Source organism: Gaetbulibacter sp. M235 (genome assembly GCF_043876835.1).
Classification (GTDB): Bacteria; Bacteroidota; Bacteroidia; order Flavobacteriales; family Flavobacteriaceae; genus Yeosuana.
Window position 1 is genome coordinate 91,712 of record NZ_JBAWJZ010000006.1, and the last position, 21,263, is coordinate 112,974.

Sequence of the window (21,263 nt, forward strand, 5' to 3'; positions counted from 1 at the left end):
TAACAACTTATGATAAAATTACTTTCACGAACTCTGTTGGTAACTGTTTTTTTATTTTGTAGTTGTCAAGATATTTTAGAGTGTATAATAAACAAGCGCCCAGAATTATCCGATAGAAAACTAGCCCAAGCTTACGTTAATCAACTATATAGCGAGAAAATTACTGCTGGTATCAAGAATGAACCATTGGATAATAGTTATGACTATTATTTCCATATTGATGGTGAATTACCTGAAGGAATTGAATATATTATAAATTACAGGGATATTGTTTTACAAGGAAGACCACTATCTTCTGGTACTTATAAATTTACAGTTAGACTCAGTGCAGAGCAGAAATATAATTATAGTGACGATTGTGAGAGCAATTTTAACGATTGTGATGGATTATGTGATGAATCCACTAGTAGAGCTTATACTATAATAGTAAATTAAGATTCTTCAAATTATTCTTTTAATTTATTTTTTCTATTAATGGACTAAGTGACTGTCTAATTATCGTAAATTTGCCATTATATTTTAGCACAACCTAAACAATTATTTTAATGAAATTTTTTATTGATACGGCCAATCTTGGTCAAATTAAAGAAGCCCAAGAACTTGGAGTTCTAGATGGTGTTACAACCAATCCGTCATTAATGGCGAAAGAAGGTATTACTGGGCATGATAATATTATGAAACACTATGTTGCTATTTGTAATATTGTTGATGGTGATGTTAGCGCAGAAGTGATAGCTACAGATTTTGAAGGCATGATAAGAGAAGGAGAAGCATTGGCCGAATTACACGATCAAATTGTAGTTAAATTGCCAATGATAAAAGATGGTATTAAAGCTTGTAAATATTTCTCTGAAAAGGGTATAAAAACTAATGTTACTTTGGTGTTTTCTCCAGGACAAGCGTTATTAGCAGCAAAAGCCGGGGCAACTTATGTATCTCCTTTTATAGGTAGATTAGATGATATTTCAACAGATGGTTTAAACCTGATTTCAGAAATAAGGCATATTTATGATAATTATGAATTTGAAACTCAAATTTTAGCCGCGTCAGTTCGTCATACAATGCATATTATTGACTGTGCAAAATTAGGTGCCGATGTTATGACAGGACCTTTAAGTGCCATTGAAGGGTTATTAAAACATCCTTTAACAGATAGTGGTTTAGCTCAGTTTTTAGCCGACTACAAAAAAGGAAATTAAGATACTACTGTATAAAATAAGCAAAAAGCCTCAAACTTTAGTTTGAGGCTTTTTGCTTATTTTATTTATTATTTGCTTATCAATCCTAAAAGTTGTTCTTCGAAATTACTTGAAAACATGTTAGAATTACTATTAACAATAATATTGTTTTTATCAATAATTATAACTTTAGTCATAGGGTAAATAGCTAAAGTATGCATTGATTCTTCTGGGTTTTTAAAACGATATTCGTTTGTTAGCGGAAAGCTGTTTTTGTTAAGAGAGTTTATCCATTTTTTAACATCATCACTGTCAATGTTTACGGCAATAAAATTAATTTCAGGATATTTTTCTTTTAATTCATTCACCTTGTAATGACTATCTTTAAAGTGGTCATAAAAATTATGGGACCAAAAATATATAGCTGTTGGTTTTTTTATTAAATCATTGAAATTTAATTCAGAGTTTTCATTATTAACAAGGTCAATGTTAGGGAAAACTTCACCTGGTTTTAAGTTATTTATTGACTCTGCAAGATTTGAAATGATTTCGTTATTTTTCTTGTTAGTACTTTTACTTAAAAAGAATTTTGTTAGCTTTTCATTGTTTTCAATATCATTATTCTTGTTTAAAAAAGACATTGTAAAATAATAAAGCAAATCATTTTTTATAGAATGATTTGTAACTAAGCTATCAATTAGATTAAGCCTGTCTAGATTATAGCATATAGATTTACTATTAAAATGATTTTCTTGCGAGTGGTGTAAATGTTTTTCAAGGGCAAGATTATTAAAGTTGGTTCTTAAAAACGAATTATAACTTAAGTAGTCTTGGTAACCTTCATTATTATAGTCAACGTTTTTTCTGTAATCGTAAAAATCTTTGGGTAAATCATTAATGATGTTTCGCTTGTTAGATCTATAATTTATAATGGGATAAATTTCTTTACTGGTGTAATAGCTATAATTAATATTGGCTTCGGCAATTTCTTCAAACAAATCTGAAGTTTTGTTATTATTAATAAAACCTTTAAGCTCTTTAATTTTATTGGCTTTGATTAAATTTATCTTGTTTTCAAAATCAACAGGATTTAGCTGGCATAATTGAAAGATTTCTTTTTCAATAACCTCATTTTGCAAAAACTCATTAATGAAGTAATTATTTTTTTTAGAACCGTCGCCTGAATACACCAAGGATTCATCAAAATCAAAAGTATTAAGTCTAAACATAATACTATCATTAGGTTCTAAAAAAACCATTTGAATTTCGCTACCATGCCTAAAAGTGTAAAACCCTGGTTGTAGGTCATTAATTTTATATATAAACCTGTTATGGCTGTCAAGTTTAACTGTATCTAAAACACATTCAGATTTTAAAATAACAACAAAATCGTTATTAGGATTGATTATTTCTCCTCCTAAAACCGCATAATTTTCCTTATCATTTTTGCAAGTAAATACTGAAAAAGCAATAATTAAACTATATATAAAAACTCTCATAAATCTTTTCCCTCAGAGGCATGTGTTAATTTAGCCATAATTGTACAAATTTATGGGTTGCAATTAAGATGTGTTGTTAATACGTTGTTAAATATTTAATATTAAGTTATAGAGTTTTAATATTCAATATATTATGCCATATAAAAGTTATTTTTTTTATAGATAAAAGACTTTTAAAAATAAATGACGGATGTTTCGTCTAACGGTTTGATTTTTCTACTTTTGCGCAAACTTACAAAAAGGTGTGTTTAGTAGTATATCTTATGGTTGTAAGTTCGTCAAGATACAATCAGCGAAAATAAATATCTGAGTAAAATTTAAAAAACAACATTTATGTTATCAGTTTCAAATCTTTCTGTTCAATTTGGCAAACGCATTTTATTTGATGAAGTAAATACTACTTTTAATCAAGGAAATTGTTATGGTATTATTGGAGCAAATGGTTCAGGAAAATCTACCTTTTTAAAAATTATTTCTGGCAAGCAAGATCCAACTTCGGGACAGGTTTCTTTAGAGGCAGGTAAACGTATGTCTGTATTAGAGCAAAATCATAACCTATATGATGAGCATACCGTTTTGGAAACTGTTTTAATGGGAAATAAGCCATTGTTCAAAATAAAGACAGAAATGGATGCTTTGTATGCAGACTATTCTGATGAAAACGCTGATAAAATAGGGGAGCTTCAGGTTCAGTTTGAAGAAATGAATGGTTGGAATGCAGATAGTGATGCTGCAGCAATGCTTTCTAATTTAGAAATAAAAGAAGAATTTCATTATACATTGATGAAAGATCTTGATGGGAAACAAAAAGTAAGAGTATTATTAGCTCAAGCTTTATTTGGAAATCCAGATGTTTTAATCATGGATGAGCCTACCAACGACTTAGATTACGAAACCATTTCTTGGTTAGAGAATTTTTTGGCAAACTACGAAAATTGTGTCATTGTTGTTTCGCATGACCGTCACTTTTTAGATGCTGTTTGTACGCATATTTCTGATATAGATTTTGGAAAAATTAATCACTATTCTGGTAACTATACCTTTTGGTATGAATCTTCACAGTTAGCTGCCCGTCAACGTTCACAACAAAACAAAAAAGCTGAGGAAAAGAAAAAGGAATTAGAAGAATTTATTAGGCGATTTTCTGCAAACGTTGCTAAAAGTAAACAAGCAACCAGTCGAAAAAAGATGATTGATAAATTGAACATCTCTGATATCAGACCAACAAGTCGTCGTTATCCTGCGATTATATTTGAAAGAGATAGAGAAGCCGGTGATCAAATTTTAAATGTGCATGGTTTGCAAGCGTCAATTGATGGCGAATTATTATTTAAAAACATTGATTTAAACCTGGCTAAAGGAGATAAAGTTGTTGTTTATTCAAAAGATTCAAGGGCTACAACAGCATTTTATCAAATATTAAATAATAAAGAAAAGGCTGATGCAGGAGAATTTTCATGGGGAATCACTACAACACAATCGTATTTGCCTCTTGATAATGCCGAATTTTTCAATAATAGTTTAACATTGGTTGATTGGTTACGTCAATGGGCTACAACCGATGAAGAGCGAGAAGAAGTTTATATTCGTGGGTTTTTAGGTAAAATGATTTTTAGTGGAGAAGAGGCACTAAAAAAATCGAATGTGCTTTCTGGTGGAGAAAAAGTGCGTTGCATGTTAAGTAGAATGATGATGTTAAGAGCCAATGTTTTAATGCTTGATGAACCGACAAACCATTTAGACTTAGAAAGTATTACGGCTTTTAATAACTCATTAACAAACTTTAAAGGCACTATTTTGTTTACAACCCATGACCATGAGTTTGCTCAAACAGTTGCAAACAGAGTTGTTGAGTTAACTCCAAATGGAATTATTGACAGATACACAACTTTTGATGAGTATATGCAAGATCCTAAAATAAAAGAATTGCGCGCACAAATGTATACGGTTTAAGCTTAAATATTTTTAGTTAAAGAAAATTGATTAGTCTTTAATGTTGGCTACAATTTCTTCAACTATCGGTATTGCTTTATCTAATTCGTCTTTGTTTACAAAGATTTCTTGAAATCCAGGAACAATACCTCCGCCATAACCACCCAGTCTTGCAGATTCGGTATCATCTTTCACAATAGAATTTATACCTATTTCTTTAAGATTATCCGTTATATGCTGTACAATAATAAAACTACCTGTAAATATTTTTATATAGTTTGATTCCATCATTATTTATATTTAAGGTTATATATAAAGATACAATTTTAAATGTTATTCGGCTTATAATAATAACTCTTAATGATTGAAAATAAATTTGTTAATTAAAAGTTAATAGTTTTATATTTGTTATTATTAATAATATTTAAAGTCTAGTGAAAAACGGTACAGTAAAGTTCTTCAATGAATCTAAGGGATTTGGATTTATAATTGAAAGTGGTTCTTCAAATGAGTATTTCGTGCACGTGTCTGGTTTAATTGACAAAATTACAGAAGGTAACAAAGTAGAATTTGAATTGAAAGAAGGTAAAAAAGGATTAAACGCAGTTAACGTGAAAGTTATAAAATAAGCGCTATTAATTTTTTTTAAGATTTCAAAGCTTGCATTTATGCAGGCTTTTTTTGTGGTGAAATTAGTCAGTTGCTTTATTAACTACTATTCGTTTATCTCTATTGGCAAGCTCCCAAGCTGTTGTAAAAATTAATCGTGCTCTTTTTTCTAACATGTCATAATTTATTTTATCTGGTGTATCTGATGGTTTATGGTAATCAGCATGAGTGCCATTGAAATAGAAAATGACAGGAATATTATTTTTTGCAAAATTATAATGATCCGATCTGTAATAAAACCTGTTAGGATCATTATCATCATTATAAGTATAATCTAATTCCATATCATAATATTTCTTGTTAACTGCTTCAGAAATATTATGTAACTCTGTACTTAGTTTGTCTGAACCAATTAAATATACATAATTTGGGTTTTCTGTATGTTTAGGGTCAATTCTGCCAATCATATCAATGTTTAAGTCGGCAATTGTGTTTTTAAGTGGAAAAATAGGGTCAACGTCTGTGTAATAGCGAGAGCCATACAATCCTAATTCTTCACCTGTTACATGAAGAAATAATATAGAACGTTTTGGTCCATGCCCATCATTGGCAGCCTCTTTAAAAGCTTCAGCAATTTCTAAAATCGCTACTGTACCAGAACCATCATCATCAGCTCCATTGTTTATTTGTCCATCATTTGAAATTCCTATATGATCTAAATGGGCTGAAATAATAAGAACTTCATCTGGTTTTTCAGTACCTTTTATATATGCTACAACATTTTCTGAAGCCTTAATGCCAGCTTTAAAAAATGATTCTGGAATTTCCTGAAAATAATCATCGTTTCCTAATGGAGAAAGAATATGGTCATTTACATAGTGCTCTTTAATGAATTCAATTGCTTTTTTTTGACCAGGTTCACCTGTTCTTCTTCCTTCAAATTCATCAGAAGCATAAACATAAAGCGCTTCTTTAAGTTCTTCAGAAGTTATTGAATTGACATATTTTGTAATATCTTTTTCAGTTGAGATTAATGCATTGTCTTGAGCAGTACAAAATTGTAAACTTAAAAAACTTAATAATATTAGTATTTTCTTCATTATTTAAATTTAAAGTTGGGGTTTAATAAATGACTCCATGATCAACCTTTATTCGATGATCAAGATTTGCTAATTCCCAAGCTGTAGCAAAAATTAGTTTTGTACGCTTTGCTAATAATTCAAAATCTATTTTATCTCTGGTGTCTGTAGGTTTATGGTAGTCTTCATGTTCGCCAGTAAAATAAAAAATTACTGGAATATCATGTATTGCAAAATTATAATGATCTGAACGTTCATAGTATCTATTGCTATCATTTTCAGAATTATACTTATAATCTAAAGTTAAATTGGAAAAGGTTTTATTAACTTTTTCGGACAGATAATGCAGTTCACTACTTAATCTGTCTGCTCCGAGTAAATATATGTAGTTTTTATTATTAATGTGACTATCGTCAAAACGACCAATCATATCAATATTTAAGTCAGCAATAGTGTTTTCTAAAGGGAAAACTGGGTTTTTAGCGTAGAATTCTGATCCTAATTTTCCAATTTCTTCTGCAGTTACATGCAGAAATAAAATACTTCTTTTGGGGGTAAACCCTTCATTTTGTGCTATTTTAAAAGCTTGAGCAATCTCTAGAAGCGCAGAAGTTCCAGAGGCATTATCATCGGCGCCATTATTTATTTGTCCATCTTTGGTTATACCTAAATGATCATAATGAGCCGAAATTATCAGTACTTCTTCAGGAAACTCAGAGCCTTTTATATATGCTAAAACATTTTCTGATGATTTTGTTTCTTTCTGGAAAAACGATTTGGGTATTGTTTGGTAATAATTTTCTTTGCCTATAGGAGATTCTATATTTTGATTTGTATAATAATTTTTAAGGTATTCAGCAGTCATTTTTTGACCTAATTCTCCGGTGGCTCTTCCTTCAAAACTGTCGTCTGATATTGTATAAAGGTGTTCTTTTAGTTCTTTTGAAGTAATAGAATTTGAATACTTAACAACTAACGAGCTGTCAATTAATTTAATACTGTCTTTTAAGTTTTGAACTTTAGTTGTATATTTAGTAGTTGAACAAGACCCAACTAAGGCAAAAGCCGAAGCTATAAAGAAAATTTTCATTAATTGAAGCTTTTTTTTAAAAATCAAATATAGCTAAAAAAACTAAAAACGTTAGCTAGTCTAAACTAATATCATCTAAATCAAGTTCTTCTAAATCTTCTATGGCATTTTCTTTTGATTCGGTTTCTTTCTCTTTTAATTCTGTATTGTTGGTTACTTCTGTTTTTGTAAATACCGCTTTATAAGTAGTAATGGCTAAAGAAATGATTGTAAGCAAAAATGTGAATTGAATTATTTTTTTTACTTCTCCAGTTTTTTTTGATAAATAGAAAGCAATTAACCCAAATATTAAAGATGCTATTGCAGGTAAAATGGCCAAATTTGAAACAGGAAGGACAGATAGTATAACGGAAATTATAGCGGCTGTCAAGGCAAGAATAGTAAATAAACGTTTCATATTTTATATTTAGTTTTTAAGTCCTTGTGCTGATTTTATTTTTAATTCACCATTGCCAACAGGAATTTTGAATTTCCCATAAACAATTATTTTGTTTTCATCTGCAGTAAGCCATAAAAGGTTATTGTTTTTTCCTTGCAAAACACTATCGCTCGAACTTATCGATAATTTATAACATTCTTTTTTTCCAATACTAGTAGAAATCGTTTCTTTACCAAGATAAGTAATTTGAGCTTTTATTTCTTCTCTATCAAAAACAATGGTAAAACTTTTTTTGGCTCCAACATTCATGGTTTTATAGTCAAAAAGTCTTATGTTATAGAGAGTAGAAACTATGTCTTTTGTGCCCGCATTTATTGAGAAATTCTTGTTTTCTTCTTTATTGTTTTTCTTACGTTGTTGTGATTTTATGGTATTAGTTTTATGGTCAAAGGTATATTTCATGAATTTGTAATAATCACCTTCGTTAATATCACGCTTATATAAATAAGGGGTTAGGTTTTTTGGATTAACATAACTTTCATATAAATCAACAATCTTAAAAAAATTATCCCATTTGCTATAAGTTGTTGCTGTACATTTAAGCCTTAAAAGTGTTGCTTTTGATGTTTTTGCTTCGCTTGTTTCCATAGTTACCTGTGCTATATCATTAAGAATACCAGACATATTGTATGAAGCAGTATATACCAATTTTTCGCCTGTTGCAATGGCATTATTTTGGGCATTTATTGTAAAAGAAATTATAAATAAGGCTGTAATAAGTAGGTGCTTCATAAAAATATTAATTTAAATTTTATAACGTATAGATTAGCATTTATTGTGCCGAAAATACAATCCTTTAAATTATTATACTAATTTTTAGTATTCAAAAAATTTCTTAGGTTTCAACTGACTTTAGTCATAGTTTTTGTTCTTATCTAGAGTTATATTTAAAGATAATTTTAAAACTATAACTAGATGAAATCGATTTTATTACCAACAGATTTCTCTAAGAACTCTGAAAATGCTATTAATTATGCAATGGCCTTGTTTAAAGATGTCAATTGCGATTTTTATTTGCTTAATGTTCAAAAGGCATCTTCTTTTATTACTGACGACATGATGGTAATGTCGGCATCGGCTACTATTTATCAAACTATTATTGATGTTTCTAAAAAATCACTTGCAAATTTGATTACTAAAATTGAAACGAAATACAAGAATGATAAGCATACATTTCATTCAGTAGTGGATTATGACAATTTTATTGATTCAATAAATCAGTTGACCATCAATAAACAAATTGATTTAATAGTTATGGGAACTAAAGGAGCAACTGGATTAGAAAAAGTTATTTTTGGTAGTAATACTGTTCATGTTATGCAGAGGTGTGTAGCCCCTGTACTTGCAATTCCAGATGGATGTTTGTTTAAAGATTTAGATACTGTTGCTTTTACAACTAATAATGTGACTTTACATAATGTTGAAGAATTAAAACCACTTAAAAAGTTGTTAACTCTTCATAATTCAAAATTAAATGTGCTTCATTTTGGTGATATTGAAGAGGGTAGCGATAGAAAAAAGAGAAATAAACTATTCTTAAAAACATATTTTAGCGATGTAACTTATGAAAATATTGATTCTTACAGTAAGGATTTATATAGAACTCTTGAAGAGTATGTACATGCAAATAACATCAAATTAATTGCAATGATGAGAGAAAAACACACTTTTTTAGAAAGGCTTTTTAATAGACATCCAGAAGAAGATTTGGCCTTTAATATTGATATTCCATTTTTAGTTATGGAGAATTCAAATGTAAGTTAACTATTCTAATTATATAATGAACAGAACCTGTTTCTTGCTGGCAAGAAACAGGTTCTGTTTTTTTTAAAATTTATTGGCCTTCTTTTATATAGCCCCAGCCTTCCTGCTGTCTTTCAATAATTTCTATAATACCATCAGGCACGCTTTTTACACCAGGAATAATTTGTGAAGCGTCAACGTTGTGACGTTTCATTGTTCCTTCACAAATAACAAATTTCACATTATCTTTTTTTGCTAAAGCTTCCATGTCTTCTTCTACAGATGATTTACCTTTCAGAACCATATCCATAGCACCGCTATACATAACGACTTCAAATTTAGACTCAGGATAAGCCTCAGACATGGCCTTTACATGTCTCATTGCCGATTTATGAACAGCTGTATTATTGCTGGTAACATCAAACACTATTTTTACAGGTTTTTCTTGTGAAAAAACTATTGAGGTAAATAGAATTGCTATGAATATATTTAAATAATTTTTCATAATTTTTAGTTTATAGATTATTATCCGGCAAAAATATAACCACAACCGTGTTCTTGTGCTCTACCTAATGCCCAAACACCAGAAGGTACAAGTTGTATACCAGGAAGTATGCCTGCTACCCAGTCTTCATAGACTTCCTTAGGATCTAAATTCATTTTTGTTGCAACTGCATTACTATATACTTTTGTTGCTAAATCACAAGCACAAAACATGGCTTCTCGTTCTTGCATTCGTTTTATGCCATCAATTCCTGGTAACGGAAAATCTCCATCTTGAGGTTCGTAAAAAGGATTACGTTTGTAAGGATTACCAGAACTATCATTCATTCCAAAGACTTCTCCTAAAGGATATTTTTCCCAAAGACGATCTTCAAAAGCTATTGGAAGAGCTTCATGTCTTAAAACGGTTACGGCTGTCATATCCTTGTCTGAAGTTCCTGTGCCATTGTTAGTTAAATAAAATGCCCAGTTCCAAATGACTGGAAACCCATGGTTTGGTGTAGATCCATCATAAACAATACGGTGCGATCCTTTTACTTTATCAAACCATTTATCGGCTTCATGCAATTTTTTTGTGTCTGAAATTGGCACGTTGGCATAAATAGGGCTTGTTAGTACAGATAATGTACTTGCTGTGGCACCAAGTGCCATGGCTCCTAAAAATTGTCTTCTTGAGTTGATTTTGATTGTTTTCATATTAATTGGTTTTAGTGATATTATATTTTTGTTTATAAAATTCGATAATTGGTTGAAAAGGGCCTAGTTTGTGTTGTTCGACTGAAAAATTATCTACATAAGGAGGATAAGGTGTAGAAACGGGTTTTTTCTTTAAGTCGGGAAAATCTTTTTCTAGATTAGATTTTTCTGGACGGTTTTGTTGATTTATATATCCAGCCACATCATAAGCTTCTTCATCTGATAATATGGGTGTGTTGTAAGTAGTTCCAAAAGGCATATTGGCTTTTATAAATTGTGCCGCAGTGATTACTCGTGCCATGCCAGCTCCATTATTATAGGAATCATTTCCCCATAAAGGAGGATATGTATAAGTGTAACCATCAGAAGATATTAATCCTTTTCCATTAGTTATATGGCAAACAGAGCAGGTAGTCATAAAAACTCGTTTACCATTATCAAGATTAACAGCTCTATTAGGAATATCGATTTTAACAAAACCTTGCCCTTCAATTTTCCCATCTTTAGGTGCATATCTACTCAACCATTCTAAATATTTAACCAAAGCTTTCATTTCTCTACTTTCCTTTGGAAGCATTTTACCATTCATACTGCGTTCCATGCATCCATTAATACGATCTTCAATAGTGCCAATTTTGTTTTCTCTTCCTCTATACTGTGGGAATCTTTGGATAATGCCAATAAGGGGTGCAGAATATGGCTTTGTGCCAGAATTAAGGTGACAGTTTTTGCAAGCTAATCTATTACCTTGGTATACCATATTTTCATTTCCATTATTTGGACCAAGGTATTTTGGGGTAGTATTGAAAAGGTCGTAACCATATTTTATTTCCTTGTTTATTTCTGATTCATCCAAAGTAGATGCATCGTAATTCTTGTAAAAAACATTTGAGATTTTAGGGATTTCCTTTTCTTTTTTAATTGGGATTATTCCGCAAATCATTAAGGTTGTAAAGACTGATATAATTATTAAAAGGCAAAAACAAGCCAGTATTTGCCAGTTCAGCTTACTGAAAATTCTATTTGGTTGGTTATTCATAATTTTAAAACAAATACTTTATTTAAGCATTAAAGTTTAAATAACATTTAAGATGTTAACTGGTTTGATTTAAGATTTAGAACTCATTTACAGACAGAAACATTTAACCCTGTTTAACAGTCAATTTGTTAGCCTTGATAGCATAATTATTATACTGTTTTGTAAAAAGATGACGTAAGTTACAAAAAAAAAATCGTGATATTAATTATAACATACTAGATTTTAAACTTTTATACCACTACAAACTATAAATTCACCAGGTATTTCATAGCCACTTTTTGTTTTAAAGGGTTTAATAGATTCTAAATATTCATTTTTAGCTTCTTCTTTTGTTTGTGCATCAAATCTAGCATAAGCCATTGCTACTGGGCCACCTAAAAATGCAGCATCACAAGCTTCTTTAGGTGTAGAATAAATTAATTTACTGATTAATAGGCTGTAACATTTTGTTGCTTATATCGTCTTATTTAATATATCAATCAAAAAACACTACCATCATGAGACAGGATAATCAATTATTAGTAATAACTCATTTAAGTCAGTTAGCTAGTTTGTTAACAGGCTTTGGAGGTTTATTAATTCCTTTAATTCTTTGGGCAACCCAAAAGGAAAAGGTTTTTAATATGGATGAACAAGGCAAAAGCATTGTGAATTTTCAATTGAGCTTAATTATTTATGCTATCATATGCATACCACTTATACTTTTGTTAGGCTTAGGAATTCTAGGGTTTATTGTTTTAGGAATTATTTCAATTATTTTTCCTGTAATTAATGCTATAAAGGCCAGTAATGGTGAAACACCAGACTATCCTATGTCTATTCATTTTATAAAATAAAATATTTTAATCTCTTTATTTTATTAGTTAGTTTGAGATAAAACAAAACGCTCACCATTTGGTGAGCGTTTTTCGTATAATTTATTTAGTTTGTTAAGTAGGTTCTTAATTATTAAGCATTACTGGCATAACTAACATGGTGATAGATTCACCTTCATCAAGACCATCAATAGGTGTTAAAATACCTGCGCGATTTGGTAAACTCATTTCTAATTTTACTTCATCTGCATTTAAATTGTTAAGCATTTCGGTTAAAAATCTTGAGTTAAAACCGATTTGCATGTCGTCACCTTGATAATCACAAGTTAAACGTTCTTCTGCTTTGTTGCTGTAATCTATATCTTCAGCAGAAATATTCAATTCTGCTCCTGCAATTTTTAATCTTATTTGATGTGTGGTTTTATTTGAGAAAATACTAACACGACGTACAGAATTTAAAAATTGGTTTCTGTCAATCATTAATTTGTTAGGATTTTCTTTAGGAATAACTGCTTCATAATTAGGGTATTTACCATCAATCAATCGGCAAATTAACTGCGAATTTTCAAAAGTAAATTTTGCGTTAGAATCGTTATACTCAACAGTAACTTCTTCGTCACTTCCTGCCAAAATTCCTTTTAAAAGATTTAAAGGTTTTTTAGGCATTATAAATTCTGCTTGCTGACTTGCTTTCACATCTTCACGAGTATATTTTACTAGTTTGTGGGCATCAGTAGCTACAAAGGTTAAACCTTGAGTAGAAAATTGAAAAAACACGCCGCTCATTACCGGACGTAAGTCATCATTTCCAGCAGCAAATATGGTTTTGCTAATAGCTGTAGCCAAAACATCTCCGGTAACAATTGTTTTACTTGGATCTTCAAGCGCAACAGCTTTTGGAAATTCATCTCCATTTGCATATGCTAATGCATATTTACCGTGGTTAGAACTTATTTCAACGGTGTTATTATCTTCAACTTTAAAAGTTAATGGTTGTTCTGGAAATGTTTTTAAAGTATCAAGTAACAAACGTGCAGGAAGTGCAATACTACCTTTGCTATTACTTTCTACATTAAGAAGTGAAACCATCGTGGTTTCTAAATCACTTGCAGAAACGGTTAGTTTAGAATTATCTAATTCAAACAAAAAATTATCTAAAATAGGAAGTGTATTTGAACTATTAATAACTCCTCCTAAAACTTGTAATTGTTTTAATAAATATGTGCTAGATACTATAAATTTCATTTGATTATTTATATTTTTTTAATTGATAAATGTAGCATTCGTTTGATTAAAATTTCAATTTAATAAAGGTCTGAAATCATGAATGGTTCATGTGTTAATAATATGTTTGGTTTTTTAAAATACTACTTACAAATATATTCTATACAGACTAATATAGGAAACAAACTTATTAACATTTAGCTTGTGTATTTTTTCTTTCTAAGATAATTGAAAAGGAAACCAAATATAGCCAATAACCCTAATGGTAGCAATATATTAAAGAGTTGCCAGCTCGTTTTTTGGCTCGCAATTTTTTGTTGATCCAAAAAGGCAACAGCAATTTCTTTTGAGCGAATGTTTATAAGTCCGTCATCATCCAATAAGTAATTCACAGCATTAAGCAAAAATTCTTTATTACCATAGGTTTGTCCTGTCCATCTATCAAATCCTAATTCTTGAGGTTTATTTCTAACCACATCATTTTTTATAACATCACCATCTGATATTACAATCATTTTTGTTGGGATACTTTCATCTTTTTCATCTGAAAGTTTAATTGGCTTTATTCTGTTTTTGTAAACAGAAGTAAATTTACCTTCCAATAAAACTGCAAGTGGTTGATTTCCTTTATTGAAAAGTGTTGGGTCTTGCTGTTCTGTAACAATATCCAAACTAATTTCACGTGGTGTACCTTCAATTTTTGTGAGCGGTGCACTTTCTAATAAAATTGTTTTTTTAATATTGTTTTTTAACGTGTCCATTTGATTGGCAAAATCAAATTTTACCAGATTCAAATTATTTACAATAGGATGCGTACTATTGGTTGATGCTAATGGTGAATATGGCCATTGCAAATGTTGAAATTGCGAATTACTACCTTCTCCTATAGCTAGTGTAATTGGAGCTGAGTAAAGCGAGCTTATCAATAATGGATTAATGCGCACACCGTATTTAAAAAAGAAATCGGTTAAATTTAAATCCCTTGCTACGGCATATGTTTTACCAGATTCGTTATATAAGCTATCTTTTTCAATGGCTACCTCGTCAATAAGCCACAAACTTTTACCACCATTCATAGTGTATTGGTCAAGCACAAGTTTTTCTTCTTCAGAAAAAGTTTCTGTAGGTTTTGCAGAAATTATTAAATCAAAAGCCTTTAACTCATTTAGAGATTTTTGGGCATTAACTGCAACACTATCTAAGGTAAAAGGGGCAATGTAATAGTATTCCCCAAGTTTTTTAACAAAATCAAAAATGTAGTTATCATCTAATTCGCCATTACCTTTTAAAATAGCGATTTTTCGACGTTTAGGTTTTGTTAATTTGCTAAAAGCATCTGCAAATGCATATTCTAAATGCTGAACAGAATTTGTAACTAATTCTTGTTGCGAAGCGCCAATTTTGTTTTTTACTAAAGAAATGGTGACGGTTTCATCATTATAACTTGCCAATGCCCAAGGAAAAATAACTTCTTTTGTGCTTTTTCCGTTTTCTTGAACACTTAACTGCATTGGTGTTAACCCACGCTGACTTAGTTGTTGAATATTTCTTTCGCGTGTGGTTTCATCTTCTAAAGGATTTATAAAATGGAAGATGATATTGCTGTTATTTGCTGAAAATTCTTCTAGTAATTGTTTTGTTTCTCTTTGAAGACGTTTAAATTCTGATGGAAAATCATTTCCTTCTAAAAAAACATCTATCACAATAGGGCTATTTACATCTTTAATGACATCTAAAGACGCTTCACTTAACGTGTAACGTTTATCATGTGTTAAATCAAATCGTTTAAAAACAAAACTGTTTAGGTAGTTAATTGCAATTAATACAACAATTAAAATGATGATATGTTTACTATTTCTCTTCAAAGGTCTTTTCTAATTGATATTGATGTGTATTGTAAACAACATTGTTTTTAAATTCTAACTCAATACATTCTTGCATCATGTTAAAAGCACCTGGTTTGAAACCTAAATTATAGTTCCATTTTTCTGGTGAATTAGCTTTTATTGAATCGTCCCAACCATACCATTCACTTTTTCCCAACATATTTTCAACTTCATTTTTATTTTTTCCAAAAAACAAACTGTCACGAATCATTTCATCACTCATTTCATAACGCAAAGCAGGTTTGGCTTTCCAATCTTCAGAATCAAAATATTTTTGATGGTGATAGCTGCTAAAGATGTTTATAAATGGATAAAACACATAAAAATAAACTATTGGAGTTAGTACGATACTTGTTAAAAATGTAACCCACTTACGTTTATCGATAGTGTTGGAAAACATCCAAACTAAAATAAAAACAACACCTAACAGAATAATAAAAACCGGAGTTATAATCATATACTAATTTTTGAAATTTAATTTAGTTAATACAATAAAAAAAGCAGTGACACTTAAGAAATAAATGATATCTCTAGTATCTAAAACACCTCGACTCATACTTTTAAAATGGTAACTCATACCTAATTGTTCTATTAATGAGTTAGATGTAAAATCTGCAATGCCTTCAAAACCAATATAAAATAAAAAGCATAGCGAAAGTGCAATTAAAAAAGCTACAATTTGGTTTTCTGATAGGGTTGATGAAAAAACGCCTAACGCAGTATAAGATGTTATTAAAAATAACAATCCAAAATACGAACCTATGGTACTTCCAATGTCTAAATTTCCAATAGGATTACCTAATTTATAAACAGTATAAACATAAAGTAGAGTAGGTAGTAGTGCTATTATTATTAATATAAGCGAGCCAAAATATTTACCCAAAACTATTTGCAATTTTGAGATTGGCTTTGTGAGTAAAAGCTCTAAAGTGCCTTGTTTTTTTTCATCAGAAAAACTACGCATGGTTACTGCAGGAATTAAGAACATTAAAATCCAAGGAGCAATTAAAAAGAACGATGACAAATCGGCAAAACCATAATCCAAAATATTAAAATCGCCTTTGAAAACCCATAGGAATAAACCATTAAGCAATAAAAATATGGTAATTACTAAATATCCTATTGGAGATGAGAAAAATGTGTTTATTTCTTTTTTTAAAATGGCAAACATTTATGTTTATTAAAGTTTAGTTTTAAAAATTATTAAATAAGGGTATTAATTTTGTCAACACTCCAGGCTTCAGGTTTAGCGTTAAAAAACGGTTTTGTTTTAGACCATACACTTTTAAATAAATCTGATTGTCTGTAATTTTCTAAATTGCTTTCAGATTCCCAATAACTGTAAGTGAAAAATATATTTGGATTGTTTTTATCCCTGTAAAGTTCTAATAAACTACATCCTTTAAAATTTCTTATTTTGTTTTTGTTTTCATCAAAATTAGTCAGAAATGCATTGATATGTTCTTCCAAAAAACTCATTTTTACAATTCTTACAAACATACTCAATTTATTCTTTTATAAAATTAATTGTAACAGTGTCCATTAAATTGAGCCCCATTAAAGTAGAGGCGCTTCCAACAGTAGCACTGTTGCTTTTATAAACTGCAATTTCCAAATAGTTACTGGAGTTGAAAACCACCAAACCTCTTCCTTCATCATGGCGTCTATCTTCTGGAATATCAAAGTTTACAAAATCACTGTATTTTCTGTGTATGGTTTTGAATTTGTAATTCCTTGCTGAAATTTCAAAATCCCTACTTTTTTGAATGTTTTCAAAGAAAGACTTTTTAATATTTGTAATCACATTTCCGTAGTTGTCAATGTAAATAATACTTCCAATAATTTGAGATTTATCTTCATTAACGTAAGGAACAATATTTTTTATTGGTTTAATTTCAGAAATTGTTTTGCCTACCACTTCAAGAGTGCCGCCTCTGGCAATATGACACGCCACTTTTACAAATACATCAAGAACTGGAAAACTGGTTTGAATTTTATCGTGAATATTTATTTCAACAATTTTTTCAGGAACAATTTCCGAACAAATCATGCTCATAATACCATTATTTGCACAAATAAAAAAATGGTCGTCAAGCTTAACGGCAATATGTTTGTTTTCTGGATTTAGCTCAGAATCAATACCAATTAAATGAATGGTTCCTTTAGGGAAACTACTGTAAGCATTTTGAATTACATAAGCAGCTTCTGAAATGTTGAAAGGTGAAATAGAATGTGAGATATCAACAATTCTTATTTCTGGCATTTCACTGTAAATAGCTCCTTTTATCGCACCAGCAAAGTGATCTTTTTCACCAAAATCAGTCGTTAATGTGATAATCGCCATGTTTAAAATTGTTGATATGTTTTTAATGAGACCTCAATCAAATTTATGTATTTTTGAGTTTTACAAAACTAATAAATCATTTCATCTGAGTAAACTTTATTTAGGTTTATGTTTGATGAATTTTCAAAACAAAAACAAAAGCCTTTGAACGAAATTATTATTGAACTTGAAGAGATTTCTCCAAAAGAATTTTTCGGAGATCACAACACAAACATTGAACTACTAAAAAAATATTTTCCCAAACTAAAAATCGTAGCTAGAGGTAATAAAGTGACAGCTTTTGGAGATGAAGAACTTCTTGAGGAATTTGACAGAAGAATTACCATGCTTTTGAAACATTTTGCTAAGTATAATAAATTAGATGAAAATACTATAGAGCGTGTTTTAACAAGTCAAAGTAGTGATGATTATTCAACATCGCATCAAAGTGGTGAAGTATTAGTTCATGGTGTTGGCGGAAAGTTGATAAAGGCTCAGACTGCTAACCAGAGAAAACTGGTTGAAAGCATGCGTAAAAACGATATGGTTTTTGCAATTGGGCCAGCAGGTACAGGAAAAACATATACTGGTGTTGCTTTAGCAGTTCAAGCTTTAAAGAACAAAGAAGTTAAGCGTATTATTTTAACAAGGCCAGCAGTTGAAGCAGGAGAGAATTTAGGGTTTTTGCCAGGAGATTTAAAAGAAAAATTAGACCCTTACATGCAACCATTGTACGATGCTTTGCGTGATATGATACCAGCTGAAAAACTGGCTATGTATATTGAAAATGGCACCATCCAAATAGCGCCTTTGGCTTTTATGCGTGGAAGAACATTAGATAATGCCTTTGTGATTTTAGACGAAGGGCAGAACACAACCCATAATCAAATGAAAATGTTCTTAACCAGAATGGGGAAAAATGCCAAGTTTTTACTAACAGGTGATCCTGGACAGATAGATTTACCTAGACGTACTATTTCTGGTTTAAAAGAGGCTTTGTTAATATTAAAAAATGTTGAAGGCGTTGGTATGATATTTTTAGATGACAAAGATGTAATTCGTCATAAATTAGTTAAAAAGGTTATTGAAGCTTATAAAAGTATTGAAAACAGAGAGTAATGAGTAATACAATTATTGACACCAATTTTAATTTTCCTGGACAAGTAAGTGTTTATAAAGGAAAGGTTAGAGAAGTATATAATATAAACAATAACTTGTTGGTAATGATCGCTACCGATAGGTTATCGGCTTTTGATGTTGTCATGCCCAAAGGAATTCCTTATAAAGGGCAGATTTTAAATCAAATTGCTACTAAATTTATGTCTCAAACAGAAGATTTGGTACCAAATTGGTTGATTGCTACTCCAGATCCAAATGTGGCAGTTGGGCATTTATGCGAACCTTTTAAAGTTGAAATGGTGATACGTGGTTACATGTCTGGTCATGCAGCACGCGAATATAAAGCAGGCAAAAGAATGCTTTGTGGTGTTGAATTGCCTGAAGGCATGAAGGAAAATGATAAGTTTCCTGAGCCAATTATAACTCCGGCAACAAAAGCAGAAATGGGTGATCATGACGAAGATATTTCAAGAGAAGGTATTTTAAGTCGTGGAATTGTTTCTGAAGCTGATTATTTGGTTTTAGAAGATTATACTCATAAACTTTTTAACAGAGGAACAGAAATAGCGGCTTCAAGAGGTTTGATTTTAGTAGACACTAAATATGAATTTGGAAAAACTAAAGAAGGCAAAATTGTTTTGATTGATGAAATACATACACCAGATTCTTCTCGTTATTTTTATGCAGATGGTTATCAGGAAAGACAAGACAGGGGTGAGGCTCAAAAACAATTGTCAAAAGAGTTTGTGCGACAATGGTTAATCAGTAATAATTTTCAAGGGTTAAAAGGACAAACAGTTCCTTTTATGAGTGATGAATATATTGAAACAGTTTCTGAAAGATATATCGAGCTTTATGAAAATATTATGGGGGAAACTTTTGTTAAAGCAGATGTTAGCAATATTCAAGAGCGAATTGAAGCCAATGTAAATGTATTTTTAAAAAACTATAATTAAGCTTCGTCTAAGCCATCATCAGTTTTTCTGTTTTTTACCAAATGTAAAAAGCGTCTTAGATGTTTATAAATAAAGGCATTTGTTTTTCCACCATAAAAAACTATCAAACAAACTGAAATCATAAATGTTATTGCACCGGCAATAGCTTGCCAGGGTTCTAATGATTTATCTAAAAAACGTTTTAATCCTAAGCCGGTAAAACTTCCATATATTATAATAAAATGGACGACATAGATTGATAAAGTCTTCTCTCCAATTTTAGTTATTATGGATTGTTTTAAAAAATTTTCAAAAGCATAAAAGAAAGCAAATAACAATAAAACGTTTCCTAGCCTTGTAAACAGATAATTATAATTAGCACTTCTTTCAAACAATTCAAAATCAGTTAAATAATATAATTCATGTAAAGCGAAAGTTGATAAAAAAATTAAAAAAATACCGCTTGAAATAAAACCAGTCAGCACAATTTTTTTGAAGTTTGGTTTATGCGGATATTTAAAGAAAATGGTTGCAATTACTCCGCCATAAGCCATATATCCAAACCAGGGTAAAATGGTAAATATAGATCCGTTGGCTATAGTCATGTAGTTTGCAAAAAACTGTGGCACACCTTCTAAAGTTATAGTTCTGTAAAGGGGTTCTGTTATGAAACAAACAAAACCAATAATAAAAAGTATAAAAGCTAATACACCACTGTTTTTTCGGGTTAAAAGATATAAACCTATTAATATTATTAACGATAAACCAATACACTGTAATACATCAATTACTAATATGTAATAGTTAAAATAACCACTTAACCAATCTTTTAAATTTAAACGCAATAAATAGCCAATGCCTATAAGCATTAAACCTCTTGTTAGCCCTTTTTTAATTCTTTTTTTGTCTGTTCCTTTTGCTTTTGCTTTGAACAATAAGTATAAAAAAACCAAACCGGAAATAGTGAAAAAAGTAGGAGCGGTGATACCTCTGAAATAAAACCATATATTAAAAGCTGTATAAGACGTGTCTTTATAAATTGGTTTTAATAAAGTATCTATGAAATGCCCCTGAAGCATCATTAGAATAGCAAATGCCCTAACAGCATCAATGAAGTATAATCGATTTGTATTCAAATGGTACTAGTTTGTCG

Annotated in this window: 25 protein-coding genes; 8 read left to right on the forward strand and 17 right to left on the reverse strand. The window is 30.3% G+C overall.

The features are described 5' to 3' along the window. Positions 1 to 9: 9 nt before the first annotated feature. Positions 10 to 435, forward strand: a complete 426-nt coding sequence (locus V8G69_RS11015; protein WP_394881976.1) for a hypothetical protein — start codon at positions 10 to 12, stop codon at positions 433 to 435. A gap of 110 nt (positions 436 to 545) precedes the next feature. Further along, a complete protein-coding gene (fsa, locus tag V8G69_RS11020) occupies positions 546 to 1,199 on the forward strand; it encodes a fructose-6-phosphate aldolase (protein ID WP_394881977.1) in 654 nt (217 codons plus the stop codon). 68 nt (positions 1,200 to 1,267) lie between these two features. Here fsa and V8G69_RS11025 read toward each other — a convergent pair whose 3' ends face one another. Continuing rightward, complete coding sequence (locus V8G69_RS11025; RefSeq protein ID WP_394881978.1) at positions 1,268 to 2,677, reverse strand: TlpA family protein disulfide reductase; 1,410 nt, start codon at positions 2,675 to 2,677, stop codon at positions 1,268 to 1,270. Positions 2,678 to 3,010: 333 nt separating this feature from the next. Between V8G69_RS11025 and V8G69_RS11030 the strand changes: the two genes are divergently transcribed. Then, positions 3,011 to 4,630 (forward strand): ABC-F family ATP-binding cassette domain-containing protein, encoded by a 1,620-nt coding sequence (locus V8G69_RS11030; protein ID WP_394881980.1) that lies wholly within the window; start codon positions 3,011 to 3,013, stop codon positions 4,628 to 4,630. Positions 4,631 to 4,660: 30 nt separating this feature from the next. Here V8G69_RS11030 and V8G69_RS11035 read toward each other — a convergent pair whose 3' ends face one another. Next, positions 4,661 to 4,900 (reverse strand): DUF2007 domain-containing protein, encoded by a 240-nt coding sequence (locus V8G69_RS11035; protein ID WP_394881982.1) that lies wholly within the window; start codon positions 4,898 to 4,900, stop codon positions 4,661 to 4,663. A 143-nt stretch (positions 4,901 to 5,043) separates the two neighbouring features. Between V8G69_RS11035 and V8G69_RS11040 the strand changes: the two genes are divergently transcribed. Continuing rightward, positions 5,044 to 5,238: a cold-shock protein gene (locus V8G69_RS11040; RefSeq protein ID WP_394881983.1), complete on the forward strand. Its 195-nt coding sequence runs from the start codon at positions 5,044 to 5,046 to the stop codon at positions 5,236 to 5,238. A 63-nt stretch (positions 5,239 to 5,301) separates the two neighbouring features. On the opposite strand, the gene V8G69_RS11045 is transcribed toward V8G69_RS11040, so the two are convergent. From V8G69_RS11045 to V8G69_RS11060, 4 genes are read right to left on the reverse strand one after another with little or no spacing between them, the layout of a single operon-like run. After that, positions 5,302 to 6,318 (reverse strand): M28 family metallopeptidase, encoded by a 1,017-nt coding sequence (locus V8G69_RS11045; RefSeq protein ID WP_394881984.1) that lies wholly within the window; start codon positions 6,316 to 6,318, stop codon positions 5,302 to 5,304. A gap of 22 nt (positions 6,319 to 6,340) precedes the next feature. Further along, positions 6,341 to 7,387 carry a M28 family metallopeptidase gene (locus tag V8G69_RS11050; RefSeq protein WP_394881985.1) on the reverse strand — a complete coding sequence of 349 codons (1,047 nt, stop codon included), beginning with the start codon at positions 7,385 to 7,387 and terminating at the stop codon, positions 6,341 to 6,343. Between the two features lie 55 nt (positions 7,388 to 7,442). Then, positions 7,443 to 7,784 carry an FUSC family protein gene (locus V8G69_RS11055; RefSeq protein ID WP_394881986.1) on the reverse strand — a complete coding sequence of 114 codons (342 nt, stop codon included), beginning with the start codon at positions 7,782 to 7,784 and terminating at the stop codon, positions 7,443 to 7,445. A 9-nt stretch (positions 7,785 to 7,793) separates the two neighbouring features. After that, positions 7,794 to 8,558: a DUF3108 domain-containing protein gene (locus V8G69_RS11060; RefSeq protein WP_394881987.1), complete on the reverse strand. Its 765-nt coding sequence runs from the start codon at positions 8,556 to 8,558 to the stop codon at positions 7,794 to 7,796. A gap of 183 nt (positions 8,559 to 8,741) precedes the next feature. Here V8G69_RS11060 and V8G69_RS11065 point away from each other — a divergent pair, with 183 nt between their 5' ends. Beyond that, positions 8,742 to 9,590 (forward strand): universal stress protein, encoded by an 849-nt coding sequence (locus V8G69_RS11065; RefSeq protein ID WP_394881988.1) that lies wholly within the window; start codon positions 8,742 to 8,744, stop codon positions 9,588 to 9,590. Positions 9,591 to 9,660: 70 nt separating this feature from the next. On the opposite strand, the gene V8G69_RS11070 is transcribed toward V8G69_RS11065, so the two are convergent. From V8G69_RS11070 to V8G69_RS11085, 4 genes are all read right to left on the reverse strand, one after another. Next, the gene (locus V8G69_RS11070; RefSeq protein WP_394881989.1) at positions 9,661 to 10,074 is read right to left on the reverse strand and encodes a DsrE family protein; all 414 of its coding nucleotides are present in this window, start codon (positions 10,072 to 10,074) and stop codon (positions 9,661 to 9,663) included. A gap of 20 nt (positions 10,075 to 10,094) precedes the next feature. Continuing rightward, positions 10,095 to 10,769, reverse strand: a complete 675-nt coding sequence (locus tag V8G69_RS11075; RefSeq protein ID WP_394881990.1) for a Tat (twin-arginine translocation) pathway signal sequence containing protein — start codon at positions 10,767 to 10,769, stop codon at positions 10,095 to 10,097. A gap of 1 nt (position 10,770) precedes the next feature. Continuing rightward, a complete protein-coding gene (locus tag V8G69_RS11080; RefSeq protein ID WP_394881991.1) occupies positions 10,771 to 11,808 on the reverse strand; it encodes a c-type cytochrome in 1,038 nt (345 codons plus the stop codon). 222 nt (positions 11,809 to 12,030) lie between these two features. Then, a complete protein-coding gene (locus V8G69_RS11085) occupies positions 12,031 to 12,168 on the reverse strand; it encodes a hypothetical protein (RefSeq protein WP_394881993.1) in 138 nt (45 codons plus the stop codon). A gap of 137 nt (positions 12,169 to 12,305) precedes the next feature. Between V8G69_RS11085 and V8G69_RS11090 the strand changes: the two genes are divergently transcribed. After that, positions 12,306 to 12,644: a DUF4870 domain-containing protein gene (locus V8G69_RS11090; protein ID WP_394881995.1), complete on the forward strand. Its 339-nt coding sequence runs from the start codon at positions 12,306 to 12,308 to the stop codon at positions 12,642 to 12,644. Positions 12,645 to 12,749: 105 nt separating this feature from the next. Here the strand turns inward: V8G69_RS11090 and dnaN are convergent, their stop codons facing one another. From dnaN to V8G69_RS11120, 6 genes are all read right to left on the reverse strand, one after another. Beyond that, a complete protein-coding gene (gene dnaN / locus V8G69_RS11095) occupies positions 12,750 to 13,868 on the reverse strand; it encodes a DNA polymerase III subunit beta (RefSeq protein ID WP_394881996.1) in 1,119 nt (372 codons plus the stop codon). Positions 13,869 to 14,044: 176 nt separating this feature from the next. Next, complete coding sequence (gldG, locus tag V8G69_RS11100; RefSeq protein WP_394881997.1) at positions 14,045 to 15,712, reverse strand: gliding motility-associated ABC transporter substrate-binding protein GldG; 1,668 nt, start codon at positions 15,710 to 15,712, stop codon at positions 14,045 to 14,047. Next, positions 15,699 to 16,190 (reverse strand): hypothetical protein, encoded by a 492-nt coding sequence (locus V8G69_RS11105; protein WP_394881998.1) that lies wholly within the window; start codon positions 16,188 to 16,190, stop codon positions 15,699 to 15,701. Before V8G69_RS11105 ends, gldG begins: the two co-directional genes overlap by 14 nt. Before the next feature lie 3 nt (positions 16,191 to 16,193). Next, complete coding sequence (gene gldF, locus V8G69_RS11110) at positions 16,194 to 16,904, reverse strand: gliding motility-associated ABC transporter permease subunit GldF (protein ID WP_394881999.1); 711 nt, start codon at positions 16,902 to 16,904, stop codon at positions 16,194 to 16,196. A 32-nt stretch (positions 16,905 to 16,936) separates the two neighbouring features. Then, positions 16,937 to 17,233, reverse strand: coding sequence for a putative quinol monooxygenase (locus V8G69_RS11115; RefSeq protein WP_394882000.1), 297 nt, complete (start codon positions 17,231 to 17,233; stop codon positions 16,937 to 16,939). Positions 17,234 to 17,240: 7 nt separating this feature from the next. Next, positions 17,241 to 18,077, reverse strand: a complete 837-nt coding sequence (locus V8G69_RS11120; RefSeq protein ID WP_394882001.1) for an S-adenosyl-l-methionine hydroxide adenosyltransferase family protein — start codon at positions 18,075 to 18,077, stop codon at positions 17,241 to 17,243. A 144-nt stretch (positions 18,078 to 18,221) separates the two neighbouring features. Here V8G69_RS11120 and V8G69_RS11125 point away from each other — a divergent pair, with 144 nt between their 5' ends. Both V8G69_RS11125 and V8G69_RS11130 read left to right on the forward strand, forming a co-directional pair. Further along, entirely contained in the window at positions 18,222 to 19,175 is a 954-nt protein-coding gene (locus V8G69_RS11125) for a PhoH family protein (RefSeq protein ID WP_394882002.1), read from the forward strand. Beyond that, complete coding sequence (locus V8G69_RS11130; RefSeq protein ID WP_394882003.1) at positions 19,175 to 20,131, forward strand: phosphoribosylaminoimidazolesuccinocarboxamide synthase; 957 nt, start codon at positions 19,175 to 19,177, stop codon at positions 20,129 to 20,131. The genes V8G69_RS11125 and V8G69_RS11130 overlap by 1 nt, the downstream gene beginning before the upstream one ends. Here V8G69_RS11130 and V8G69_RS11135 read toward each other — a convergent pair. Then, a complete protein-coding gene (locus V8G69_RS11135) occupies positions 20,128 to 21,246 on the reverse strand; it encodes a heparan-alpha-glucosaminide N-acetyltransferase domain-containing protein (protein WP_394882004.1) in 1,119 nt (372 codons plus the stop codon). The two genes, V8G69_RS11130 and V8G69_RS11135, sit on opposite strands and share 4 nt — an antisense overlap. Between the last annotated feature and the right edge of the window lie 17 nt (positions 21,247 to 21,263).